The sequence below is a fragment of the Kitasatospora sp. NPDC005751 genome (assembly GCF_040630835.1).
In the GTDB taxonomy this organism is placed as follows: domain Bacteria; phylum Actinomycetota; class Actinomycetes; order Streptomycetales; family Streptomycetaceae; genus Kitasatospora.
In genome coordinates, this window is the sequence record NZ_JBEXYC010000016.1 from 50,489 (window position 1) to 73,405 (window position 22,917).

Genomic DNA, 22,917 nt, shown 5'->3' on the forward strand with positions numbered 1-22,917 from the left:
GGGCCGGGGCCCGGCCGGACCTACTCGGCGCTCACCGGCGCACCCGTCCCACCGGGCGCCGCGGCACCCGCGGACGTGGCGGCCGCCGTCCGGGCGACGGCCGCCTCACGGGCGGCCTCCATCGCGGTGAAGACGGCCTGCCCGGCCTCGTTGCGGCGGCGCAGGTGGGCGACCACCGTGTTGGTGACCGCGATCAGCGGCACCGCGACGATGGCGCCGCCGATGCCGCCGATGATCGAGCCGGCGGCCACCCCGAGCACCACGCCCAGCGGATGCACCCGGACGGCCCGGCCGAGGATCAGCGGCTGCAGCACGTGCCCCTCGATCTGCTGGACGGCGACCAGCACCACCAGCACCATCAGCGCGGTGAACGGACCCTCGGTGACCAGCGCGATCAGCACGGCGACGGTGCCGGTGACGAGCGCCCCGACCAGCGGGACGAAGGCCCCCAGGAAGATGATCACCGCCAGCGGCAGCGCCATCGGCACCCCGAGCATCTGGATGCCTACGCCGATGCAGACCGCGTCGATGAAGGCCACGCAGACCGTCCCGCGCACGTACGCGGTGAGCGTGGCCCAGGCCTTCGGACCGGCCCCGGCCATCGCGTAGCGGGAGTGCCGGGGCAGGCCGCGCAGCGCCCAGTTCCAGATCCGCTCGCCGTCGTAGAGGAAGAAGAAGGTGGTGAAGAAGGCGAGCAGGACGGCGGTCAGCACCTCGACGGCGATCTGCGCACCGGTGAGGCCGACCGAGGTGAGCTGCTCGGTGTTGGTGCTGATCGCCTTGGTGATCTGGTTCGCGAAGTCGGTGATCTGCTGCTGGGTCAGGTGCAGCGGCCCGGTGATCAGCCAGTCCCGGAGGGTGGCCACACCGTCCTGGACCTTGGTGGTCACGGTCGACAGGTTGGTGGTCACCTGCCAGACCACGAACCAGCCGACCAGGCCGATCCCGGCCAGACCGCTCATGAACACCCCACCGGCCGCCAGCGACCGCGGTACGCCGTGCCGGCGCAGCCAGGAGACGGTGGGCTCCAGCAGCGCGGAGATCAGCAGCGAGGCCAGCACCGCGAAGGCCACCAGCCGCAGCATGTCGACGACCATGAAGACGACGTAGAGCGCGGCGCCGAGCAGCAGCAGCCGCCAGGTCGACTCGGCCGCCACCCGCAGGCCCCAGGGCACCGCCTCGGCCGGCGTGGCGGGCCGGCCGGGGTGGAGTTCGCGCCCGAAGGCGCCGTGGGTGGGCGCCGGCACGGCCGGGGCCTGGCCCCGGCCCGCCTCGGCGTGCTCCCCGCGCGGCGCCGGCAGCGGGGCCGGTGCCGCGGCCACGGCGGCGGGCGCCGAAGCCGGCACCTGCTCCGGTACCGGCAGCGGGTCCGGGGGTTCGTGGTACTCGGCCGCGATCGCGGCCCGCCGGCGCCGCTCGATCACGGCGGCCGCGCTCGCCACCACGGCCATGCCCTTGGCCACGGCCTTGAAGGCCTTCCCGCCCCGCGCCATCCTCGCTACCACCGCTCCCCCGTTGGGCCGCCGTGCCGGCGGTACGCCGTGGGTCGCGCCACGGCCGTCAGGGATGAAACTACCCGCCCGGCCCGGCACGAGTCCGCCGGGCGGGGCGGTTGACCGGTCGGCCGGCGGAGACCGACGGGCGCCGGGCGACCGCGCGGCCGCCCGCGGGCCGGTCGGGCGGCCGGTCCGTATCCGGACAAACCGGTGGTGACCGGGTGGTTTCAGGCACCGGGCAACGGGGAGGACTCCGAACGAGTACAGGAGCCATCTGTCGGCGGACCGGCCGGTGCGGGGAGCAACCAGGACCCCTCCCCGCGCCCCGCGTCCGCACCCGGGCCCGCTCCGCCCGCGAGCGCACTGGTCAGCGCGGCCCGGGCGGCGCGGCCCGTCCAGCACGGCAGCCCCGCCCGGCGCACGGCCATGGCGGCGGGGCGGCCCACCACACACCTCGGCCCCCGACCGCAGGAGAGCGGTCGGGGGCCGAGGTGGTACGGCGTGCCGCGGGTACCGGTAGTTCCTAGTACCAGTGGTGCGACTGCCAGAACGACCAGGCGCCACAGGGGCTGCCGTAGCGGCTGTTCATGTAGCTGAGGCCCCACTTGATCTGGGTGGCCGGGTTGGTGCGCCAGTCGGCACCGGCCGAGGCCATCTTGGTGCCGGGCAGCGCCTGGACCAGGCCGTACGCACCGGAGCTCTTGTTGGTCGCGGTGTAGTCCCAGCCGCTCTCGCGCTTCACGATCTGGCTGAAGCACTGGAACTGAGCGTCGCTGCCGACGATCTGCTGGGCGATCTCCTGGACCGAACCGGGGCTGACCGAAACCGGGGGGGCCGACGTGTCGGTGGCAGCCATCGCCGAGCGCGCCTTGGAGCGGTTGGCGGCGGCCTCGTCGGCCTTCCGCTTCTCCTCGGCCGCCTTGGCGGCCTTCTCCGCGTCGGCCTTGGCCTGCGCGTCAGCCTTGGCCTGCGCGTCGGCGGCGGCCTGCTGGCGCGCTGCCTCCTCGGCGGCCTTCTGCTCCGCGGCGGCCTTCGCGGCCGCATCGGCGGCGGCCTGCTGGGCGGAGGCCTGCGTGCCGATGTTGTCACTGATGGTCTGCGCCTGGGCGCCAGAGGGGACTTCGGCAAGCAGGGTCGCGCCGGCGACATCGACCGTCTGCGTCGTCTTGCCCTCGCTGCCCGAGGCCATACCCACGACGGCACCGACTGCGGTGACGGCGGTGGCGGAGGCCACAGCGACTCCCCGGACCGAGATCCGAGTCACATGGTTTCCTTCCAGCATCGCCCACGCGTGACCGTACGGGCGCAAGATGCCCCTTTGCGCTGCCCTCCGTACGGTGCTGGTCACGGGAGGTACTGACCCGGCGTCCGGAAGCGGTGGGCGACCGGGCGTTGCGATCGGGCGGCGTACGGCTCATCGGTGTTCAATTGTGCGTCCACCTACCGGAGTTGGCGGACCGTCCGGACCGGGCCCACGGTCTCCCGGGGGCCCTGTCATGCCGTACGCGGGGCCTGACAGAACCCTCACCATGCCGCACCGGGCACTGTCGACGCAATTCCCTGTTGCGTGGCGCATCTCACATTCACCGCACTGGAGTTCTCCGGACAGAAAGCACTCGATGTGATGAAAGGGACGGGGGCCGCTCCCGTCAGGAGCGGCCCCCACAGCCGGAGTTGACCGTATTGTCCGACTATGCCCTAGTGCGGGCGAATCACGGGTTGATGTCCTCCAGCATCTCCGTGACCAGCGCCGCGATCGGGGAGCGCTCGGAGCGGGTGAGGGTGATGTGGGCGAACAACGGATGGCCCTTCAGCTTCTCGACCACCGCGACGACGCCGTCGTAGCGGCCGACCCGCAGGTTGTCGCGCTGGGCCACGTCGTGGGTCAGCACCACCCGGGAGCCCTGGCCGATCCGGGAGAGCACCGTCAGCAGGACGTTCCGCTCCAGCGACTGCGCCTCGTCCACGATCACGAAGGCGTCGTGCAGCGAACGCCCCCGGATGTGGGTCAGCGGCAGGACCTCCAGCATGCCCCGGGAGATCACCTCCTCGATGACGTCCGGGGTGGTCACGGCCGAGAGGGTGTCGAAGACCGCCTGCGCCCAGGGGCTCATCTTCTCCGTCTCGGACCCGGGCAGGTAGCCGAGCTCCTGGCCGCCGACCGCGTACAGCGGCCGGAACACCATCACCTTGCGGTGCTGCCCCCGCTCCAGCACCGCCTCCAGCCCCGCGCACAGCGCCAGCGCCGACTTGCCGGTACCGGCCCGCCCGCCCATCGAGACGATGCCCACCTCCGGATCGAGCAGCAGGTCCAGCGCCACCCGCTGCTCGGCACTGCGCCCGCGCAGCCCGAAGGCCTCGCGCTCGCCGCGCACCAGCCGCACCCGGCCGTCGCCGGTGACCCGGCCCAGCGCCCGGCCGCGCTCGGAGCCGAGCACCAGTCCGGTGTGGACGGGCAGCTCGGCCGCGCCCTCGACGTCCACCGCCGCGTCGTGGCCGGCCGCGAACAGCGCGTCCACCTGGTCGGCGGGGACGTGCAGCTCGGCCATGCCGGTCCACCCGGAGGTGATCGCCAACTCGGCCCGGTACTCCTCGGCGAGCAGGCCGACCGAACTGGCCTTGATCCGCAGCGGCAGGTCCTTGGAGACGACGGTGACGTCGTACCCCTCGGCCTGCAGGTTGCGGGCCACCGCAAGGATCCGGCTGTCCGCCTCGCCGCCCGCGGACCGGTAGCCGACCGGCAGTATCGACAGGTCGGAGTGGTTCAGCTCGACCCGGATGGTGCCGCCGAGCTCCCCGACCGGGATCGGCTCGTCGAGCCGGCCGAAACGGATGCGGTAGTCGTCGAGCAGCCGCAGCGCCTGGCGGGCGAAGTAGCCCAGCTCCGGGTGGTGCCGCTTGGCTTCCAGCTCGGTGACCACGACCACCGGCAGGACGACCTCGTGCTCCTCGAAGCGGGTCATGGCGAGCGGGTCCGCCAGAAGCACGCTGGTGTCGAGAACGTAGGTCCGCCGGTCTGGTGTCCGGCGGCTCTTGGAACTGACCACTAGGCCTCCAGAGCGGATGACCCTGCGTCATCCGCGGCAAGCCGGCCCCCGCTGCCCCGGTGGCCTCGGGGCCGGTCTGCTCGGAGTATTCCCAGGCGAGGGGCGGTGCATTCACGCACTCGGCGAACTGACGGATCATTGCCGGTGAACGTTTGGCCTCGCGCCGCCGCCGGGTACTCCAGCCCTACTGGGGGGTCGGCGGGGGCGGGTGGGGGCCGGTGGGCGTCAGAGCCCCATCCGCCGGTGGCGCTCCTCGTACGCGCGCAGTGCCCGGAGGAAGTCGACCTTCCGGAAGGCGGGCCAGTAGGCCTCGCAGAAGTAGAACTCGCTGTGCGCGCTCTGCCAGAGCAGGAAGCCGGACAGCCGCTGCTCGCCCGAGGTGCGGATGACCAGGTCCGGGTCGGGCTGGCCCTTGGTGTAGAGGTGCTCGGCGATGTGCTCGACGTCGAGGATTTCGGCCAGTTCCTCGATCGAGGTGCCGCGCCCGGCGTGCTCCTGGAGCAGCGAGCGGACGGCGTCGGCGATCTCGTGCCGGCCGCCGTACCCGACGGCGACGTTCACGGTGATCCCGTCGATCCCGGCGGTCTCGTCGGCGGCCCGCTTGAGCACGTCCGCGGTGTGCTGCGGGAGCAGGTCCAGCGCGCCGACCGGGTTGACCCGCCAGCGGCGGGCGGCGGCCAGGCCGGTGACGGCGTCCTCGATGATCCCGAGCAGCGGGACGAGCTCGTCGGCCGGCCGGGAGAGGTTGTCGGTGGAGAGCATCCAGAGCGTGACGACCTTGACGTGGGTCTCGTCGCACCAGCCGAGGAACTCGCTGATCTTGTCGGCGCCGCGCTGGTGGCCGTAGGCGGTGGAGCCGCCGGTCGCCTTGGCCCAGCGGCGGTTGCCGTCGAGGATCACGCCGATGTGATGGGGGGTCCGGGCGAGGTGCACCTCGACCCGGCGACCGTAGAGGCCGTACATACCGTCCAGCAGGGTGCGCAGACCCGGCGTGCGTTCGACGACATCGCGCAGACCCATGGTTTTCGGCCCCTCCGTACTCATTCACCGGGGGACGTCACAACCCCCGGCGCAGCCTACTCCGGCCCGGAGGCAGTGGGTAAAGCCGCAGGTAGCAGTCCGGTCACAGTCCTGTGCGGAGCGCGTCGGGGGCCGCGTGGCGGGAGTGGCCGGAACACACCCGCGCGAACGCCCGGGGCTCCCGGGGCTCCGGATACGGAACGGTATCCGGTTCCTTAAAGAATCCGTAAGCCGACGGTTCAATGCTTGACGACCACCAATGGTCTAGTCCAGCTTGTGACCCAGGGCGGAACACGCACCACCGCCGCCCCATCCGAGGCAGTACTGCGGACGCAATTCCCTCCTCGCCCCCGGGCGTTCCCGAACCGAACACGACGCTCCTCGCTCCGGTGCTCCCACACCGCCGACCGTCCGTCGTCCTCGGCCCGGGCACGCTCGTCGGCCCGGCGGGAGCCCTCCCCCACACGCGGCCGCCGCGCCCCCCACCGCGGCGGCCGCTCCTCCCCCAGGAGCGCACCTCCATGGCCCGTACGCTGAACCAGCCCGCGCACAAGCGCCGGCGCAGCACCCTTCCGGCCCTCGCCGCCGGTGCCACCGCCCTCGCCCTCGCCGGCAGCGGCCTCGCCCTCTTCGCCGGCGGCGCCAGCGCGGCCGCCGGCAACCTGGTCTCCAACGGCGGCTTCGACTCCGGTTCGACCGCCGGCTGGGTCTGTACCGGCGCCGCGGGCACCGTCTCCGCTCCGGTCCACTCCGGCACCGGCGCGCTGCAGGCCACGCCGGGCGCCGCGGACACCGCCGAGTGCACCCAGACCATCAGCGTGCTGCCCAACACCAGCTACACCCTGAGCGCCTGGGTCCAGGGCCCGTACGTCTACCTCGGCGCGCGCGGCACCGGCGGCACCGACCCGAGCAGCTGGTCCAACCAGAACAGCTGGAACCAGCTCTCCTCCACCTTCACCACCGGCGCGAACGTCAAGAACGTCACGCTGTTCGTGCACGGCTGGTACGGCCAGAGCGCCTACCTCGCGGACGACATCACGCTGAGCGGCCCCGGCGGCACCTCCACGCCGAGCCCGACCGCGACGCCCACCGCCACGCCGACCGCCACCGCGTCGCCCACGGCCACCGCGACGCCGACCGCGACCGCCACCCCGACGGCGACCGCCACCCCGACCGCCACGCCGACGCCCACGGCGACCGCGACCACCACCGCCCCGCCGGTCACCGGCCTGCCGAAGCACGTGGTCACCGGCTACTGGCACAACTTCGACAACGGCGCGACCGTCCAGAAGCTGAGCGACGTCCAGAGCGCCTACGACATCATCGCGGTCTCCTTCGCCGACGCCGTGCCGACCAGGGGCGGGGCGATCAGCTTCACCCTCGACCCGGGGCTCGCCAAGGCCCTCGGCGGCTACACCGACGCGCAGTTCCGCGCCGACCTGAAGGCCAAGCAGGCGGCCGGCAAGAAGGTCGTCCTCTCGATCGGCGGCCAGAACGGCGCGATCAGCGTGGGTGACGCCGCCGCGGCGGCCGCGTTCACCGACAGCGCCTACGCGATCATCAAGGACTACGGCTTCGACGGCATCGACGTCGACCTGGAGAACGGCGTCAACCCGACCTACCTCGGGAACGCGCTGCACAGCCTGCAGGCCAAGGTCGGCTCGAACTTCATCCTGACGATGGCCCCGGAGACCATCGGGATGTACAGCACCGCCGGTGCCTACTTCCAGCTGGCGCTGAACACCAAGGACATCCTGACCGTCGTCAACACCCAGTTCTACAACTCGGGCGGCATGAACGGCTGCGACGGCAAGGTCTACAACCAGGGCACCATCGACTTCATCACCGCGCAGGTCTGCACCCAGATCCAGGGCGGCCTGCGGCCCGACCAGGTCGGCATCGGCGTCCCGGCCTCCAGCAAGGCGGCCGGCGGCGGCTACGTCTCGCCGACCGTGGTGAACAACGCGCTGGACTGCCTGGCCACCGGCAAGAACTGCGGCAGCTTCGTCCCGCCGGCCAAGTGGCCCACCATCCGCGGCGCGATGACCTGGTCCACCAACTGGGACGCCAACAACGGGAACGCCTTCTCCAACGCGGTCGGCCCGTTCGTCCACCAGATGCCGTAACTCCCCCCGGCGCGCCGCTCCTTGAGGGTGGGGCTCGCGCGCCGACGGCGGGGCCCGTCGTACCGGACCGGTACGGCGGGCCCCGCTCGTCCCCCCTCCTCCTACTGCAGCAGGACCGCCGCCAGGGTGCCGAGCAGCAGGAACGGGCCCATCGGCAGCTCCAGCCCGCGCACCGGCCGCCGCCGCGCCAGGGCCGCCACCGCCCGGACCACCGCCCAGAGCCCGGCCAGCACCGAGGCCGCGAAGAGCCCGGTGAACGCGGCCGACCAGCCGTACCGGCCGAGCAGCGCGCCCAGGCCGAGCGCCAGCACGGTGTCCCCCGGGCCCATCAGACCGATCCAGCCGGGCAGTTCGAACAGCGCGGCGGCGGCGAGCGCCACCAGCAGACAGCGCAGCAGCACACCCGGACTGCCGGCCGCCAGCTCCACCACCACCAGCAGCGCGGCCAGGCCGGCCGCCAGCGCCCAGCTCAGCGGGTACGGCAGCCGCCGCACCCGGGCGTCGGTGAAGCCGAGCACCACGCCCGGGCCGGCCGCCCAGAGCAGCAGCACCGCGTCGGCCGGGTGCGCCGCCGCCACCGCGGCCGCCGCCACCGCGACGGTCACCGCCTCCACCTGCCAGGCCCCCGGCCCCAGCCGCTCCCGACAGCCCGGGCAGCGCCCGCCGGGCGGCAGACCGCGCAACCGCCGCTCGCACGCCGGGCACCGGGTGCGCCACGGCCCGCCCTCCGGCACGGCGTAACGCACCACCAGACCCCGCAGCGCGGGCGCCACCAGCAGGCCGCCCAGCACCGCCCCGAGCACGGCCGCGATCACGGCGCCCCCCTCTCGTCCACCGTCGGTCACTGTCCCCGGGCACCGGTACGGTTCCCCGGGAACCGCCCGGCACTCGCCGGCGTCCGACCTCGCGGCGCCACATCCGCATCCCGGCGCCGCACCGACCACATCATCCACGGGGAACCACTGTGACCAACACTCAGAAGGCGCTGCGCGCCGCCGTCCCGCTCGCCGCGCTGGCGCTGCTGCTGACCGCCTGCGGGCCGGAGAACGAGGACCCGGCCGCGGGCGCGGCGGGCGCCGCGGGCGCGAGCGCCGCCGCCACCACCGCGCCGGGCGCCACCGGGGCCCCGTCGGCCACCGGCGGCTCCGCCGGCACCGGCGGTACGGCCGGCACGGCGGGCGCCGGCGGCAACACGCCGAACGCCGTCCCGTCCGCCGCCACCAGCGGGAACCCGATCGGCGGCGCCGGCGGCGGCGCCGGCAGCGGGAAGATCGGCTACGACAACCCGCTGGCGACCACCGCCACCGGCAGCTACCTGGGCAAGACCAAGGCCGACGTCACCCCGGTCTCGGTGGTCAAGGGCACCGCGGCCGAGGTCGCGCCGTACAACTTCAAGCCGGCCGAGCTCGACGGCAAGACGCCGTACTACGTGACCGTCTCGTTCACCAACCGCACCGGTGGCCCGCTCACCGACGAGTACTTCATGATGCGGTTCAAGGTGAAGTCGGACACCGCCGCCACCGGCGGGGTGCTGCCCGCGCCGACCGTCCTGAAGTCGATCCCGCAGTGCGACTCCGGCAAGAAGCCCGGCACCCTGGCGGACGGCCAGACCCAGCAGCAGTGTGCGGTCTATCTCGTTCCGACCAACACCCCGCCGAAGTTCCTCGTCTTCGGCAGCGTTCTGGACACCGAGCCCCTGATCTGGAAGGCCGGCTGACAGCTCCGCCTGCCGTTCGAAGGGGGCCCTTGAGGGCGGTCCGGCGCGTGTCCCCGCACACGCGCCGGACCGGCCCGGGATACCCCTAAAGTAGGCAGGCATGCAGGTCATCCAGTCCAGCAAGCTCGCCAACGTCTGCTACGACATCCGCGGCCCGGTGCTCGACGAGGCGATGCGGCTGGAGGAGCAGGGCCACCGCATCCTGAAGCTCAACACCGGCAACCCCGCCGTGTTCGGCTTCGACGCGCCCCCGGAGATCCTCCAGGACATCCTGCGCAACCTCTCCTCCGCGCACGGGTACGGCGACTCCAAGGGCCTGCTCGCCGCCCGCCGGGCCGTGGTGATGCACTACGAGGAGCGCGGGCTGCACGGCCTCACCGTCGAGGACGTCTTCCTCGGCAACGGCGTCTCCGAGCTGATCCAGCTGGCGATGACCGCCCTGCTCGACGACGGCGACGAGGTGCTCGTCCCGGCGCCGGACTACCCGCTCTGGACGGCCTCCGTCTCGCTGGCCGGCGGCACCGCCGTGCACTACCGCTGCGACGAGCAGTCCGAGTGGTACCCGGACCTCGCCGACATCGAGGCCAAGGTCACCGACCGGACCAGGGCGATCGTGGTGATCAACCCGAACAACCCGACCGGCGCGGTCTACCCGCGCGAGGTCCTGGAGGGCCTGGTCGAGATCGCCCGCCGGCACAAGCTGGTGGTCTACGCGGACGAGATCTACGACAAGATCCTCTACGACGACGCCGAGCACGTCCCGCTGGCCACGCTGGCCCCCGACCTGTTCTGCGTCACCTTCAACGGGCTCTCCAAGGCGTACCGGGTGGCGGGCTTCCGCTCCGGCTGGATGGTGCTCTCCGGCGACCGGCAACGCGCCCGCAGCTACATCGAGGGCCTGACCGTGCTCGCCTCGATGCGCCTGTGCGCCAACATGCCGGCCCAGCACGCGGTGGCCGCGGCGCTCGGCGGCCGACAGTCGATCAAGGACCTGGTGCTGCCCGGCGGCCGGCTGCTGGAGTCCCGGGACGCCGCGTACCGGCTGCTCAACGAGATCCCGGGGGTCAGCTGCGTCAAGCCGAAGGGCGCGCTCTACGCGTTCCCCCGGCTGGACCCGAAGGTCTACAAGATCAAGGACGACGCCCAGATGGTGCTGGACCTGCTGCGCGCCGAACGCATCCTGCTGGTCCAGGGGACCGGCTTCAACTGGCCCGAGCCGGACCACTTCCGCCTGGTCACGCTGCCCCGGGCGGAGGAGATCACCGACGCCGTCACCCGGATCGGCGACTTCCTCGGCGGCTACACCCAGCCGTAGCGGGCCCGGACGGTCAGGCCGTCGCGGTCAGGTCCGGTCCGGCTGGCCGTCGCGGTCCGTCTGGCCGTCGCGGTCCGGTCCGGTCCGGTCCGGTCCGGTCCGGTCCGGAAAAGCTACGGCCGGAGTCCCGGTCCGGACGATCTCCTTGGTCGGGGAAAGATCGTCCGCGGGACTCCGGCCGTCCTGTCGCTCGGTGGGTGCGCGATTCGTGCCACGCACCCACCACTACTCGCCGGGCTGAGGCTCAGGCTCAGCCGAGGCGGGCGACCAGGTCTCGGTACTCGTCCCACAGCTCGGTGGGCGTGTGGGAGCCGAAGAGCTCCAGGTGGGCCGGGACGAGCGCGGCCTCCTGACGCCAGATGTCGGCGTCCACGGTGAACAGCAGCTCCCGGTCGGCCTCGGAGAGGTCCAGGCCGTCCAGGTCGAAGCCCTCGACGGTCGGCAGCACGCCGATCGGGGTCTCGACGCCCTCGCCGGTGCCCTGCAGGCGCTCGACGATCCACTTCAGCACGCGGCTGTTCTCGCCGTAGCCGGGCCAGACGAACGAGCCCTCGCTGTTCTTGCGGAACCAGTTCACGTAGTAGATCTTCGGCAGCTTGGCGGCGTCCGCCTGGGCGCCGACCTTCAGCCAGTGGGCGAAGTAGTCGCCCATGTTGTAGCCGCAGAACGGCAGCATCGCGAACGGGTCGCGGCGCAGCTCGCCGACGGTGCCCTCGGCGGCGGCGGTCTTCTCGGAGGCGATGTTCGCGCCCAGGAAGACGCCGTGCTGCCAGTCGAAGGACTCCGTCACCAGCGGGACGGCGGTGGCGCGGCGGCCGCCGAACAGGATCGCCGAGATCGGCACGCCCGCCGGGTCCTCCCACTCGGGGGCGATGGTCGGGCACTGCGCGGCCGGGACGGCGAACCGGGCGTTGGGGTGGGCGGCCGGGGTGCCGGACTCCGGCGTCCAGTCGTTGCCGCGCCAGTCGGTGAGGTGCGCCGGGGGCTCCTCGGTCAGGCCCTCCCACCAGACGTCGCCGTCGTCGGTCAGCGCGACGTTGGTGTAGACGGTGTTGCCCCAGAGGGTCTCGATGGCGTTGGCGTTGGTGTCGACGCCGGTGCCGGGCGCGACGCCGAAGAAGCCGGCCTCGGGGTTGATGGCGTAGAGCCGGCCGTCGGCGCCGAAGCGCATCCAGGCGATGTCGTCGCCGATCGTCTCGACCTTCCAGCCCGGGATGGTGGGCTGGAGCATGGCGAGGTTGGTCTTGCCGCAGGCGGAGGGGAAGGCCGCCGCGACGTACGTGGCCTCGCCGGTCGGCGGGGTGAGCTTGAGGACGAGCATGTGCTCGGCCAGCCAGCCCTCGTCACGCGCCATCGTGGAGGCGATCCGCAGCGCGTAGCACTTCTTGCCGAGCAGGGCGTTGCCGCCGTAGCCGGAGCCGAAGGACCAGATCTCGCGGGTCTCCGGGAAGTGCGAGATGTACTTGGTGCTGTTGCACGGCCAGGCGACGTCCGCCTCGCCCTCGGCGAGCGGCGCGCCGACGGTGTGCACGGCCTTGACGAACTCGCCGTCCTCGCCCAGCTGGTCGATCACGGCCTGGCCCATGCGGGTCATCACGCGCATCGACACGGCGACGTAGGCGGAGTCGGTGATCTCGACGCCGTACGCGGCCAGCGGGGAGCCGACCGGGCCCATCGAGAAGGGCACGACGTACATCGTGCGCCCCTTCATCGAGCCGCGGAAGAGACCGTTCTCGCCCTGGAAGACCTCCCGCATCTCGGCGGGGGCCTTCCAGTTGTTGGTCGGACCGGCGTCCTTCTCCTGCTCGGAGCAGATGTAGGTGCGGTCCTCGACGCGCGCCACGTCCGTGGGGTCCGAGGCGGCGTAGTAGGAGTTGGGGCGCTTCTTCTCGTCGAGCTTCCTGAAGGTGCCCTGAGCGACCAGCAGGTCCGCGAGGCGCTGGTACTCCTCCTCGGACCCGTCACACCACTCGATGCGGGCCGGCTGGGTGAGCTCGGCGATCTCGCTCACCCAGGCCAGCAGGCGCTTGTGACGGGTGGGCGCGGATGCGCTGAGAGCGAGGTTCTCGTACGACACGATCGCTCCGTTTCACGCCATCTCGGCACGGAGACGGCGTAGCGGGGGTTTGAGGGTGCTTGCAGCGTAGCTCCGGCCTCAAGCCCCGAACACGGCGCAACGGTGAAATTGACTCATCTTTTACTACATTCAGTCTGGTTACTTGTTGGTAATCCGGCTCCTTCGGCCGACCCGAGCCCGACCCGACCGACCCCCGAACACTCCAAAACGTCCAAGTAGTGATGAGGACCACTTCCTACGCGTCAGTAACCTACGGAGCCGTAGGTAGCAGGTAGCATGCTGCCCATGACTGCTGAGCTCCTGGAGAGCACGGAGCGCGTGGAGATCAAGCCGAGTTGGCGCGGCTGGCTGCACGCCGGGATGTTCCCCGCCACGGTGGCCGCCGGGATCGTGCTGATCTGCCTGGCCGACTCCACGCCCGCCAAGATCGCCTGCGCGATCTACTCGGTCAGCGCCTGGCTGCTGTTCGGGGTCAGCGCGGTCTACCACCGCTTCACCTGGGGGCCGCGCGGCGACGCCGTGCTGCGCCGCCTCGACCACGCGAACATCTTCTTGATCATCGCGGCCACCTACACCCCGTTCACCATCCTGCTGCTGGACGGCGCCGCGCAGCAGGTGCTGCTCTGGGCGGTCTGGGGCGGTGCGCTGGCGGGGATAGCGTTCCGGGTGTTCTGGGTGGGCGCGCCGCGCTGGCTGTACACGCCGGTGTACATCGCGCTGGGCTGGGCCGCCGCCTTCTTCCTGCCGGACTTCCTGCGCACCGGCGGGGTCGCGGTGCTGGTGCTGATGATCGTCGGCGGGGTGCTCTACAGCGTCGGCGGCGTGGTGTACGGGCTCAAGCGGCCCAACCCCTCACCGCGCTGGTTCGGCTTCCACGAGGTGTTCCACGCCTTCACCCTCGGAGCCTTCATCGTGCAGTACGTCGGGGTCTCACTGGTGGCGTACAGCGCGACCCGCTGAACCCGGCGCCCCACGACGGGCGGTCGGCCGGTCCAGTGACCGGGCGGCCGCCCGTTCCGCTGTCCACTCCGGACCCGGCCGGCCCGGCCGGCGGTCCCCGCGCTCGTGCGCCGCGCCGTCGTGCCCCGGGCGCTCGTACGCCGGGCGCTCGTACGCCGGGCGCTCGCCCGCCGGACGCTCCCGTGCGGCGCGCTCGCGGGCCGCGCGGTCGTGACCCGGAAGCTCGGCGGCCGAGTGGTCGTGGCCCGCGAGCCCGGGGGCCCGACGTTCCGGCGCCGGGAACCCGCGCACCGGGTACTCGCGGCCGGGGTACTCGGGGATCAGCTGCTCACGCACCCCGTACGGACGGGAGCCGGCCTGCCGCGCGTCCAGCGCCTCACGCGCCCGGCGGCAGCGCTCGCAGTGCGCCGGGTCCGGCCGGCCGCGCCCCGGGCGGTGCCGGCGCGCCGGACGGCGCTCACGCGGCCCGGCCTGCTGGTGCAGCTGCTGCCAGCGCCGGCCGACGTACACCATGAGCAGCAGCACCTCGACCCCGGCGACCCCCAGCACCAGGACGGCACCGTTGATCAGGTAGGCCGCGACCACGGCCAGCGCGGACCCCACCACCACCGCCGCACCCCAGATCTGGGCGCTCGACTCCCTGCCGGCCATTCGACTCCCCTTCCTGCGCCGGGCACGTGGTCGGCTCCTGCCGCCCCACCCCTTCTCGCTCTCGGCACGCTTCGGCCAGCACTGACCGATTGCCACATCCTATCTACCGTCAGTCACCCGAAGCCGCCCCGGGGCGGCGAACGCCAGATCAACGTTGCGTCAATTCCTTGTGCGGGAAGCACACTTCCAGGACACGTCACGCTGGGTCACGACTACTCGCGGTGGCGCGCTACATTGACGGCCACCCTCTTTTGGAAGTTACTGTCATTTGACAGTCACTTCCCCGAAGGCTCCGGAGGCCGCCGTGACCCCTCCCGCCGTACCCGCCCCGCCCGCTCCGCCCGGCCCCGATCCGCGGCGCTGGCTGGCGCTGGTCGCCGTCGCGCTGAGCGTCCTGGTCATCAGCTTCGACATGACGATCCTCAACGTGGCCCTGCCGACCCTGGCCTCCCAGCTGCGGGCCACCACCGGCCAGCAGCAGTGGATCGTCGACTCCTACACGGTGGTCTTCGCCGCCGCGATGCTCCCGGCCGGCCTGCTCGGGGACCGCTTCGGCCGCCGCCGCACCCTCACCACCGGCCTCGCACTGTTCGGCCTCGCCTCCGCGGTCGGCATGCTCGCCGACAGCCCCGGCACCCTGGTCGCCGCCCGTGCGGCGATGGGTCTGGCCGGCGCCCTGGTGATGCCGATGTCCCTGGCGGTGATCCCCGGTCTGTTCCCGGCCGGCGAGCAGCGCCGCGCCACCGCGATCCTCTCCGCCGCGCTCGCCGCCGGCACCCCGCTCGGCCCGCTGATCGGCGGCTTCCTGCTGCAGCACTTCTGGTGGGGCGCGATCTTCGTGATCAACGTCCCGCTGACGGTGATCGGCATCGTCGCCTGCGTCCTGCTGCTGCCGGAGACCCGCAACCCCGCCGCGCCCCGGATCGACGTGCTCGCCACCGTCCTCGGCGCGGGCGGTCTGGCCGCACTGACCTACGGCATCATCGAGGGCCCCGAACGCGGCTGGGCCGACCCGCTGGTGATCGGCATGATCGGCGGCTCGCTGGTCGCCCTCACCGTCCTGGTGCTGCGCAGCCGCCACCAGCACGCCCCGATGCTCGACCTCACCCTGCTCGCGGACCCGACCTTCCGCTGGGCCGCGGGGGCCGCGACGCTGGTCTCCCTGGTGCTCTTCGGCGCCTTCTTCGTCCTGCCGCTGTACTTCCAGAGCGTGCTGGGCGCGGACGCCTTCGGCACCGGTCTGCGGCTGATGCCGATGATGGTCGGGCTGATGGTGGCCGCCAAGCTCAGCGAGGGGCTGGTCGCCCGGATCGGCCCCCGGTCGGTGATCGCCCTCGGGCTCACCTCGCTGGCCGCCGCCCTGCTGCTCGGCAGCCGCACCTCCGTCTTGGACGGCTACGGCCTGGCGGCCGTCTGGCTCACCCTGCTCGGCCTGGGCATGGGCCTCTCGCTGATCACCGCCCAGGCCTCCGCCCTGCTCACCCTGCCGCCGGCCCGGGCCGGGGTCGGCTCCGGCCTGATGCAGACGCTGCGCCAGGTCGGCGGCGCGATCGGGGTCGCCGTCTTCGGCAGCATGCTGGCCGACTCCTACCGCGGTGCGCTGGACACCGCCGCGCTCCCGGCCGAGGCCGCGCACCGGGCCGGGCAGTCGGTGGTCGCGGCCGACGCGGTGGCCGCCGCCTCCGGGGACGGCGCCCTGACCGTCTCCGCCCACGCCGCCTACGTGCACGGGATGACGCTCGTCCTGCTCGTCTCCGGGATGATCGCCCTGCTCTCGGCGGTGCTGGTCGCCCTGCGGATGCCGACCGCCGAACCGCGCCCGGGCACCGGCGCCGGTCCCGCCCCGGAGACCACCGCCGTCCCCGCCGCCGATCACGGATAATCGAAGGTATGAGCGCAACGCGGCCGACCACGGCGCCCCCGGCAGACCCGGCCCACTCGGTCCGGGCGATGCTGGAGGCGCCGCTGTCGCTGCGCGAACGGAAGAAGCTGAGGACCCGCCGGACGATCCGCCGCGAGGCGTACCGGCTGATGGCCGCGCAGGGCTACGAGAACACCACCGTGGAGCAGATCGCGGCCGCGGCCGAGGTCTCGCAGTCCACCTTCTTCCGGTACTTCGCCACCAAGGAGGACCTCGTCCTCACCGACGAGTACGACCCGGCGATCGTCAGCGCGCTGCTCGCCCGCCCCGCTGACGAACCGTTTCTCCGCTCCTGCCGCGAAGCCATCGTCGGCCTGATCCGCGAACTGATCCAGGACGAACGCGACGAGCTGCTCACCCGCCTGCGGCTGATCCACGACGTCCCCGCGCTGCGCGCCAGGATGCGCGAGAACGCCAACGACCCGCAGCGCCTCTACCTCGCCGTCCTGACCCGGCGCCGGGGCGTCGAGGAACCGACCTTCGAGATGCGGGTCACCGCGGCCGCCCTGGGGGCGGCGACCGGCGAGACCGTCCTGCGGTGGGCCGAGAGCAACGGCGAGCTGGACATCGCCGACCTGGTCGACCACACCTTCGCCGTGCTGGAGCGCGGCTTCACCGACCTCTAGGGCCGCACCGGCGAAGCCGCGACGGGGCCCGGCCGCCGAGCCGGACCCCGCCGCTCACCCGGTGGACGCGCTCTCCGGCGGACTCGTCGTCCGGTGGACCCGCTATCCGGCGGACCCGCCATCCGGTGGACCCGCTAGCCGCGCCGGGCGCCCGCCCGTCGCCGCAGGGCGAGGCCCGCGCCCACCAGCACGGTGGCCCCCAGGGCCGCCGCCGCCGTGACGGCCGGCAGCGTGCCGCCGTCCGCCGCGGCCGCCCCCTGCCCGCTGGCGTCCGGCTGGTAGCCGCCGCCCTTGCCGGCCCGGTCGTACGCCGAGCCGGGCAGTTTGTCCCCGTACCGCTGGTGGACCAGCCGCTGGTAGGCCGCCAGGCTCACCCCGGACCCGCCCACCGAACGCCGCGCCTCGTCGTCCAGCGGCAGCACCCGGCCGTCCCGCAGCACGTACCAGGCGTTGAGCTGCGGTTCGCGGAACGCCGTCCCGCCACCGCCGGCCGCCGCCCGCGCCGCGTAGTCGGTCTCGTCGCCGCCCGAGGCGATGTTGACCACCCGCCAGCCGTCGCCCTGTTTGGCCGTCCAGACCGAGGCCACCTGGCCGTCCGCCGAGACGGCCTTGCTGGCGGTGTACTCGGCCGTCGCGACCGGTGCGCCCGGGGCGCCGGCCACGAAGCCGGCGTCCAGGGTGTAGACCGGCACGGTGTCGCCCGAGAGGCTCGGCGCGGCCGCGCTCGCCGCCCGCGCCTCCTCGGCCGCGCCGATGGTGAGCTGCTGGGTCGGCGGGACGCCCTTGCGGGCGAAGAAGTGGCCCAACCGGTCCAGGACGGCCGGGTCCTGGACCGCGCCCCGGGCCTGCGCGAGGTCGGCGGCGGTGACCGGGGCGGGGGTGCCCGCGGGGCCGTCCGCGGCGGTGTCCGCCTGGGCGGCCGGGGTGACGGCCAGGCCGAGGCCGGCGGCGAGCAGGACGGCGACGGCCGCGTTACGGATGCTGGTCATGGCCGCCCTCACGCGCCGATCCGGTACAGGGAATGGGTCCAGGAGAACGTGCCGTTGGACACGTAGTAGGTGAAGTCCGCCCAGTTGTAGCGGGTGTTGGAGGGCCACGGGTCGCCCCAGTACACCCAGTTGCTGCCGGTGTCGTAGCCGTAGACCACGTGCATGTGGCCACCGCCGGAGCTCCACTGGATCCGGGTCTCGATCGGCCGGTTGGCGTTCACCTCGGTCTGCACCGTGCTGTAGCGCAGGTACCCGGTGACGTACGAGCCGGGGTTGATGCCGATTCGGCTGAGACCGTTCTGCACGTCGCCCAGCGTGGCCTGGCTGTTGGGGCAGCTGGAGTTGGACGAGCGGCCGAACGCCGCGTTGCAGAACTGGTTCTGGCTGTAGTCGTACCCGAACCAGGTGGCGATGGTGTTGCCGCTCGCCGCCCAGCACCAGTTGGTCTGCTGTTGCTGCTGCATGGTGATGTTGAGCTTCTTGAACGTGCCGGCCAGATCGGCCGTACTGCCCGGCGCCGCGGCCGGACGAACCTGGGCGGACGCACCGGTGGGGGCCGGCGCGGCCGAGGCGGGGCTGGTCGCCGCGACGCTGAGCGCCGGGCCGAGCACGCCCAGCGCGAGCGCCGCGACGGCGCGGCGCGGACGTATCCGTGGAACTGGCATGGGGGAGTTTCTCCTTGCACGACAGAGGAGTGGGGGTTCCGTCTGGGTGCGGTCCGGATCGCGCCACCGAGCATCGCCCCGTTGACAGAAGCAGGTCAACGGCCTTCACAGCACGCGGAACGCGGTGTGAACGGCCCGGCCCAGGTGTGAACGCCGCCCCGGAAACGCCCGCGCGGCAGGCCCGGACCGGTGACAAACGGCCTTCCACATGTGAATATTCACGACCAGCCGGTGTCCGCCCTGCCCGCCCACCGAGGAGGCCGCCATGCAGCGGAGCGACCAGGCCGACCTCGCCACCGCGCTGCGCACCGGCCCGTTCCACGTGGCCCTGCGCACCGCCATCGCCGCCCGGGGCCTCGCCCTGCACCGGATCCGCCGGCACCTCGCCCTGCGCGGCATCGACATCGGGGTCACCAGCCTCAGCTACTGGCAGCAGGGCCGCCGCCGGCCCGACCGGCCCGAATCGCTGCGCGCGGTCCGGGCCCTGGAGGAGGTGCTGGAACTCCCCGAGCACTCCCTCACCCGGCTGCTCGGCCCCCGCCGGGCCACCCCCGCCGAGCAGGCCGGCCCGCCCGTGCGCCCCTACCGGGACCTCATCTCCCCGGCCGCCGCCGTCGACGACCTGCTCGCCGAGCTCTCCGGCCCGCGCGACACCGGGCTGCACACCATCACCCACATCGAGCGGATCCGGATCGGCGCCGACCGCCAACTGCTGCGCCGGGACTCCCAGCACGCGCTGCGCGCCCACCGCGAAGGCATCGACCGCTACCTGGCCATCTACCAGGGGGACCCGGGCTGCGACATCGCCCGGGTCGGCGTGCGCGCCGAGGAGAACTGCCGCCCCGGCCGGATCCGCCGCGACCAGGCCCATCACCTGCTGGTCGCCGAGCTCCTCCTCGACCGCCGCCTCCGGGCCGGCGACACCCACCTGCTGGGCTACGGCTTCGACGCCAGCCCGTCACCCACGCCCGGCTGCGAGTACGTCCGAGGCTTCAACTCCGGCGCCGGCCAGTACGTCCTTCAGGTCACCTTCCACCCCGCCGCCCTGCCCGTCCGCTGCCACCGCTTCGCCCTCCGCTCCCCCGGCGAGAAGCCTTACGAGACGGAGGAGTTGACCCTCGACGGCCACCACTGCGTGCACCTGGTGGCGACGGCTCTCCAGCCCTGCCTGCTCGGCGTCCGGTGGGACTGGGAGTAGCCCGCCCCCGCGCCGTGGACGGGCCGCCCGCCGGTCACGCCCGGACGCCGAACCGTCGGACAGGGACGCCCGTCGCTCAACCCCGGAAGCCGACCGTCAGGCAGTCCTCCACCGGGCGGTAGCCGAGCTGCCGGTAGATCGAGTTGCTGGTCGGGTCGGCCAGATCGGTGAACAGCAGCACCTCGGCCGCCCCCTGCGCGAGCGCGTGCGCCGAGGCCGCCGCGGTGACGCCGCTCGCGTAGCCGCGGCCGCGCCGCTCGGGCGGGGTGTAGACCGGCCCGATCCGCGACATGCCGGCGATCACCGGGCTGTTCCCGGCCATCGCGACCGGGGCGCCGCCGTCCTCCCAGACGTGGAGCAGCCCGGCGGCGATCCGGTCGTCCACCGTGTCCCGGGCGTTGGGGAGTTCGATGGCGGCCTCGGCCCCGAAGGCCCCGTACCAGTCGACCAGCAGCTCGCGGTCGGCCGGAGCGCAGACCCGGGGGCGGCCGGCCGGCGGGCGCGGCGGGCCGGTCAGCCCGTCGAGCCGGTAGAGCCGCTGACGGGAGCGCGCGCACGCGGTGGCGCCGGTCGCGGCCTGCCAGGCGGCGGCGAACGCGTGGACCGCCGACTCGCCACCGGAGACCGCCGTGACGTCGGTGAAGTCCGGCCCCGCCGCGGCCAGTTCGACGGCGAGCTCGGCCGCCGCCCGGTCTGGCATCACACCGAGGCGCGGCTCGAACGGCGGGGTCCGCAGGAACGCGCCCTCGACCGGGCCGCGCGGCTCACGGCTCCACCACCCGAAGACCGGCGTCTGCGGGCCGAAGGCGTGCGGCCCGCGCCCGACCAGCCGGTCGCTCACGGTGAGCAGGACGGTGTTCTCGGCCGGGCGGGCGCGGAGGAAGCCGCCCGCCCGCGCGAGGAAGTCGTCCAGGGACGTGGTCAGGGTCCAGGTCATGGGCGATTCTCGCCCGGCCGCCCGGCCGGGCACAACTGGATTCAGCTCGCCGGGTCGTCCAACTCCACCAGGAAGCCCAGTCGTTCGGCCAGCACCGCCGGGTCGGTGGTCGGTGCGTCGCAGGCGAAGTGCCGGCAGATGTACGCGGCGGGTGCGCCGCCCACCAGCGGCCGGTCCGCCAGCAGCGGCACCTCGTCGGCGTCCGGCGCGCCGACCGCGACCACCGCGCCGGGCGCGGTGCCCAGCAGCGCCGCCCGGTGCAGCGCGGCCGTCGCCGGATCCCCGGCCGATCCGACCACGGCCACCTCGCGCGGGCCGTCCACCAGCGCCTCGGCCACCGCCAGGCCCCAGCCGATGAACCGGGGCGCCCGGCCGGCCAGTGCCCCGACGATGCCGAGCGCCCGCTCGGCGGCCGTGCGGTGGCGCGCCGACCCGGTGTAGGCGGCGTAGGTCAGCAGCGCGCCGGCCGCGGCCGTCCAGCCGGACGGGGTGGCGTTGTCCGTCGGGTCCTGGGGCCGCCGGATCAGCTCCTCGGCGTCGTCGGCGGTGTCGTACAGCGCGCCGGACGCCTCGTCGGCGAAGTGCTTGAGCACGGTGTCCAGCAGCCCGCCGGCCAGCTCCAGCCACTCGGCCTCGCCGGTGACGGCGTACAGCGCGAGGAAGCCCTCGGCGGTGTCCGCGTAGTCCTCCAGGACGCCCGCGTGAGCACCGGCCCGGCCGTCCCGGGAGGTGCGCAGCAGCCGGCCGTCCGGCGTGAGGTGGACCGCCAGCAGCAGGTCGGCGGCGCGTTCGGCGGCCTCGACCAGGTCGGGCCGCTCCAGCAGCGCGCCGGTCTCGGCGAGCGCGGCGACGGCCAGCCCGTTCCAGGCGGCGACCACCTTGTCGTCCCGGGCGGGCGCCGGCCGCTCGGCCCGCGCCGCGAAGAGCCTCGCCCGGATCCGCTCGGCCGCCTCGGCGTCCGGCGGGTCGGCCGGCAGCTGCAGCACCGAGGAGCCGTGCTCGAACGTCCCCGTCGCGGTCACCTCGTAGAGCTCCGCCGCGAGGGCCGCGTCCGCCTCCCCCAGCACCTCGGCGAGCTGCCCCGGCGTCCAGGCGTAGTACGCGCCCTCGACCGAGGCGCCGCTCCCGTCCAGGCTGTCGGCGTCCAGCGCCGAGGCGAACGCCCCTTCGGGGGTGCGCAGTTCACGCAGCAGGAAGTCGGCCGTGGAGAGCGCCACCCGGCGGGCGAGCGGGGAGCCGGTGGCCCGCCACAGGTGCAGGTACGCGCGGAGCAGCAGCGCGTTGTCGTACAGCATCTTCTCGAAGTGCGGGACGACCCAGTCGGCGTCCACCGTGTACCGGGCGAAGCCGCCGCCGAGCTGGTCGTGGATGCCGCCGCGGGCCATCGCCGCGGCGGTCCGGACGGCCATCTCCAGCGCGGCCGCCGAGCCGGTCCGGGCGTGGTGGCGCAGCAGGAACTCGATCACCATGGCCGGCGGGAACTTGGGCGCCCCGCCGAAGCCGCCGCGCCGGGCGTCGAAGTCCCGGCCGAGCGCGACCAGCGCCTCGTGCAGCTCGGCCTCCCCCGGCGGCCGGTGGACCCCGCTGCCGACCCCGTACACCGAGGCCCGCTCGGCCAGGTCGGCCCGGATCCGGGCGGCGACCTCGCCGACCTCCTCGCGCCGGTCCCGCCAGGCCGCGTCGACGCCCTCCAGGACCTGCCGGAAGGACGGCATCCCGTGCCGGGGCTCCGGCGGGAAGTACGTCCCGAAGTAGAACGGGTCCTTGTCGGGCGTGAGGAAGACCGTCATCGGCCAGCCGCCCTGCCCGGTGGCCGCCTGCACCGCCTCCATGTAGACCGCGTCGACGTCCGGCCGCTCCTCGCGGTCGACCTTCACCGCGACGAACCGCTCGTTGGCGTACGCGGCCAGCGCCTCGTCCTCGAAGGATTCGTGGGCCATCACGTGGCACCAGTGGCAGGCCGCGTACCCGACCGACAGCAGCACCGGCACGCCGCGCCGCTCCGCCTCCGCGAACGCCTCGGGGCCCCAGGGCCACCAGTCGACCGGGTTGTCGGCGTGCTGCAGCAGATAGGGCGAGGTCGCACCGGCGAGACGGTTCGGCATGCCCCCATCCTCGCGCATCCGCGCGCGGACGGGGGCGGAGCCTCACTCCTTCGGAGCCTCCGGCTCC

Annotated in this window: 18 protein-coding genes; 7 read left to right on the forward strand and 11 right to left on the reverse strand. The window is 73.4% G+C overall.

What is annotated here, in order from left to right:
- Positions 1-20: 20 nt before the first annotated feature.
- The 4 genes from ABZ497_RS17530 to ABZ497_RS17545 form a co-directional block, all read right to left on the reverse strand.
- On the reverse strand, positions 21-1,493 hold the full coding sequence (locus ABZ497_RS17530) for an AI-2E family transporter (RefSeq protein WP_359806046.1): 1,473 nt from the start codon (positions 1,491-1,493) through the stop codon (positions 21-23).
- Positions 1,494-2,019: 526 nt separating this feature from the next.
- Positions 2,020-2,778: a transglycosylase SLT domain-containing protein gene (locus ABZ497_RS17535; RefSeq protein ID WP_329489400.1), complete on the reverse strand. Its 759-nt coding sequence runs from the start codon at positions 2,776-2,778 to the stop codon at positions 2,020-2,022.
- Between the two features lie 430 nt (positions 2,779-3,208).
- Positions 3,209-4,543 (reverse strand): PhoH family protein, encoded by a 1,335-nt coding sequence (locus ABZ497_RS17540; RefSeq protein WP_329489399.1) that lies wholly within the window; start codon positions 4,541-4,543, stop codon positions 3,209-3,211.
- A gap of 225 nt (positions 4,544-4,768) precedes the next feature.
- Entirely contained in the window at positions 4,769-5,563 is a 795-nt protein-coding gene (locus ABZ497_RS17545; protein ID WP_329489398.1) for an isoprenyl transferase, read from the reverse strand.
- Between the two features lie 521 nt (positions 5,564-6,084).
- Here ABZ497_RS17545 and ABZ497_RS17550 point away from each other — a divergent pair.
- Complete coding sequence (locus tag ABZ497_RS17550; protein WP_359806048.1) at positions 6,085-7,689, forward strand: glycosyl hydrolase family 18 protein; 1,605 nt, start codon at positions 6,085-6,087, stop codon at positions 7,687-7,689.
- A 101-nt stretch (positions 7,690-7,790) separates the two neighbouring features.
- Here ABZ497_RS17550 and ABZ497_RS17555 read toward each other — a convergent pair whose 3' ends face one another.
- Positions 7,791-8,504 carry a prepilin peptidase gene (locus tag ABZ497_RS17555; protein WP_359806050.1) on the reverse strand — a complete coding sequence of 238 codons (714 nt, stop codon included), beginning with the start codon at positions 8,502-8,504 and terminating at the stop codon, positions 7,791-7,793.
- A gap of 149 nt (positions 8,505-8,653) precedes the next feature.
- Between ABZ497_RS17555 and ABZ497_RS17560 the strand changes: the two genes are divergently transcribed.
- Both ABZ497_RS17560 and ABZ497_RS17565 read left to right on the forward strand, forming a co-directional pair.
- Positions 8,654-9,406, forward strand: a complete 753-nt coding sequence (locus ABZ497_RS17560; RefSeq protein ID WP_359806053.1) for a hypothetical protein — start codon at positions 8,654-8,656, stop codon at positions 9,404-9,406.
- 100 nt (positions 9,407-9,506) lie between these two features.
- On the forward strand, positions 9,507-10,721 hold the full coding sequence (locus ABZ497_RS17565) for a pyridoxal phosphate-dependent aminotransferase (protein WP_329489394.1): 1,215 nt from the start codon (positions 9,507-9,509) through the stop codon (positions 10,719-10,721).
- A 250-nt stretch (positions 10,722-10,971) separates the two neighbouring features.
- Here ABZ497_RS17565 and ABZ497_RS17570 read toward each other — a convergent pair whose 3' ends face one another.
- Positions 10,972-12,798 (reverse strand): phosphoenolpyruvate carboxykinase (GTP), encoded by a 1,827-nt coding sequence (locus tag ABZ497_RS17570; protein WP_329489393.1) that lies wholly within the window; start codon positions 12,796-12,798, stop codon positions 10,972-10,974.
- 276 nt (positions 12,799-13,074) lie between these two features.
- Here ABZ497_RS17570 and ABZ497_RS17575 point away from each other — a divergent pair, with 276 nt between their 5' ends.
- On the forward strand, positions 13,075-13,758 hold the full coding sequence (locus ABZ497_RS17575) for a hemolysin III family protein (protein WP_359806056.1): 684 nt from the start codon (positions 13,075-13,077) through the stop codon (positions 13,756-13,758).
- Here ABZ497_RS17575 and ABZ497_RS17580 read toward each other — a convergent pair.
- Entirely contained in the window at positions 13,729-14,409 is a 681-nt protein-coding gene (locus tag ABZ497_RS17580; protein WP_359806059.1) for a hypothetical protein, read from the reverse strand. The genes ABZ497_RS17575 and ABZ497_RS17580 overlap by 30 nt on opposite strands.
- A 304-nt stretch (positions 14,410-14,713) precedes the next feature.
- Here ABZ497_RS17580 and ABZ497_RS17585 point away from each other — a divergent pair, with 304 nt between their 5' ends.
- Positions 14,714-16,291: an MFS transporter gene (locus ABZ497_RS17585; RefSeq protein ID WP_359806062.1), complete on the forward strand. Its 1,578-nt coding sequence runs from the start codon at positions 14,714-14,716 to the stop codon at positions 16,289-16,291.
- Positions 16,292-16,299: 8 nt separating this feature from the next.
- A complete protein-coding gene (locus tag ABZ497_RS17590; protein WP_329489389.1) occupies positions 16,300-16,956 on the forward strand; it encodes a TetR family transcriptional regulator in 657 nt (218 codons plus the stop codon).
- Positions 16,957-17,090: 134 nt separating this feature from the next.
- Here ABZ497_RS17590 and ABZ497_RS17595 read toward each other — a convergent pair whose 3' ends face one another.
- Together ABZ497_RS17595 and ABZ497_RS17600 are read right to left on the reverse strand one after the other, a co-directional pair.
- The gene (locus ABZ497_RS17595; RefSeq protein WP_359806065.1) at positions 17,091-17,945 is read right to left on the reverse strand and encodes a hypothetical protein; all 855 of its coding nucleotides are present in this window, start codon (positions 17,943-17,945) and stop codon (positions 17,091-17,093) included.
- 8 nt (positions 17,946-17,953) lie between these two features.
- A complete protein-coding gene (locus tag ABZ497_RS17600) occupies positions 17,954-18,610 on the reverse strand; it encodes a papain-like cysteine protease family protein (RefSeq protein ID WP_329489387.1) in 657 nt (218 codons plus the stop codon).
- Positions 18,611-18,875: 265 nt separating this feature from the next.
- On the opposite strand from ABZ497_RS17600, the gene ABZ497_RS17605 reads away from it, so the two are divergent.
- Positions 18,876-19,808: a hypothetical protein gene (locus ABZ497_RS17605; RefSeq protein WP_359806068.1), complete on the forward strand. Its 933-nt coding sequence runs from the start codon at positions 18,876-18,878 to the stop codon at positions 19,806-19,808.
- A 76-nt stretch (positions 19,809-19,884) separates the two neighbouring features.
- On the opposite strand, the gene ABZ497_RS17610 is transcribed toward ABZ497_RS17605, so the two are convergent.
- Positions 19,885-20,745 (reverse strand): GNAT family N-acetyltransferase, encoded by an 861-nt coding sequence (locus tag ABZ497_RS17610; protein ID WP_359806071.1) that lies wholly within the window; start codon positions 20,743-20,745, stop codon positions 19,885-19,887.
- Between the two features lie 41 nt (positions 20,746-20,786).
- Positions 20,787-22,850, reverse strand: a complete 2,064-nt coding sequence (locus ABZ497_RS17615; protein WP_359806074.1) for a thioredoxin domain-containing protein — start codon at positions 22,848-22,850, stop codon at positions 20,787-20,789.
- Positions 22,851-22,917 lie beyond the last annotated feature (67 nt).

What these genes read in the sequence shown, in the direction of transcription:
- ABZ497_RS17530 (WP_359806046.1), bottom strand. Translation starts at nt 1,493, where the DNA reads ATGGCGCGGGGCGGGAAGGCCTTCAAGGCCGTGGCCAAGGGCATGGCC.
- ABZ497_RS17550 (WP_359806048.1), top strand. Translation starts at nt 6,085, where the DNA reads ATGGCCCGTACGCTGAACCAGCCCGCGCACAAGCGCCGGCGCAGCACC.
- ABZ497_RS17575 (WP_359806056.1), top strand. Translation starts at nt 13,075, where the DNA reads ATGCTGCCCATGACTGCTGAGCTCCTGGAGAGCACGGAGCGCGTGGAG.
- ABZ497_RS17615 (WP_359806074.1), bottom strand. Translation starts at nt 22,850, where the DNA reads ATGCCGAACCGTCTCGCCGGTGCGACCTCGCCCTATCTGCTGCAGCAC.
- ABZ497_RS17535 (WP_329489400.1), bottom strand. Translation starts at nt 2,778, where the DNA reads ATGCTGGAAGGAAACCATGTGACTCGGATCTCGGTCCGGGGAGTCGCT.
- ABZ497_RS17600 (WP_329489387.1), bottom strand. Translation starts at nt 18,610, where the DNA reads ATGCCAGTTCCACGGATACGTCCGCGCCGCGCCGTCGCGGCGCTCGCG.
- ABZ497_RS17595 (WP_359806065.1), bottom strand. Translation starts at nt 17,945, where the DNA reads ATGACCAGCATCCGTAACGCGGCCGTCGCCGTCCTGCTCGCCGCCGGC.
- ABZ497_RS17610 (WP_359806071.1), bottom strand. Translation starts at nt 20,745, where the DNA reads ATGACCTGGACCCTGACCACGTCCCTGGACGACTTCCTCGCGCGGGCG.
- ABZ497_RS17545 (WP_329489398.1), bottom strand. Translation starts at nt 5,563, where the DNA reads ATGGGTCTGCGCGATGTCGTCGAACGCACGCCGGGTCTGCGCACCCTG.
- ABZ497_RS17590 (WP_329489389.1), top strand. Translation starts at nt 16,300, where the DNA reads ATGAGCGCAACGCGGCCGACCACGGCGCCCCCGGCAGACCCGGCCCAC.
- ABZ497_RS17565 (WP_329489394.1), top strand. Translation starts at nt 9,507, where the DNA reads ATGCAGGTCATCCAGTCCAGCAAGCTCGCCAACGTCTGCTACGACATC.
- ABZ497_RS17580 (WP_359806059.1), bottom strand. Translation starts at nt 14,409, where the DNA reads ATGGCCGGCAGGGAGTCGAGCGCCCAGATCTGGGGTGCGGCGGTGGTG.
- ABZ497_RS17605 (WP_359806068.1), top strand. Translation starts at nt 18,876, where the DNA reads ATGCAGCGGAGCGACCAGGCCGACCTCGCCACCGCGCTGCGCACCGGC.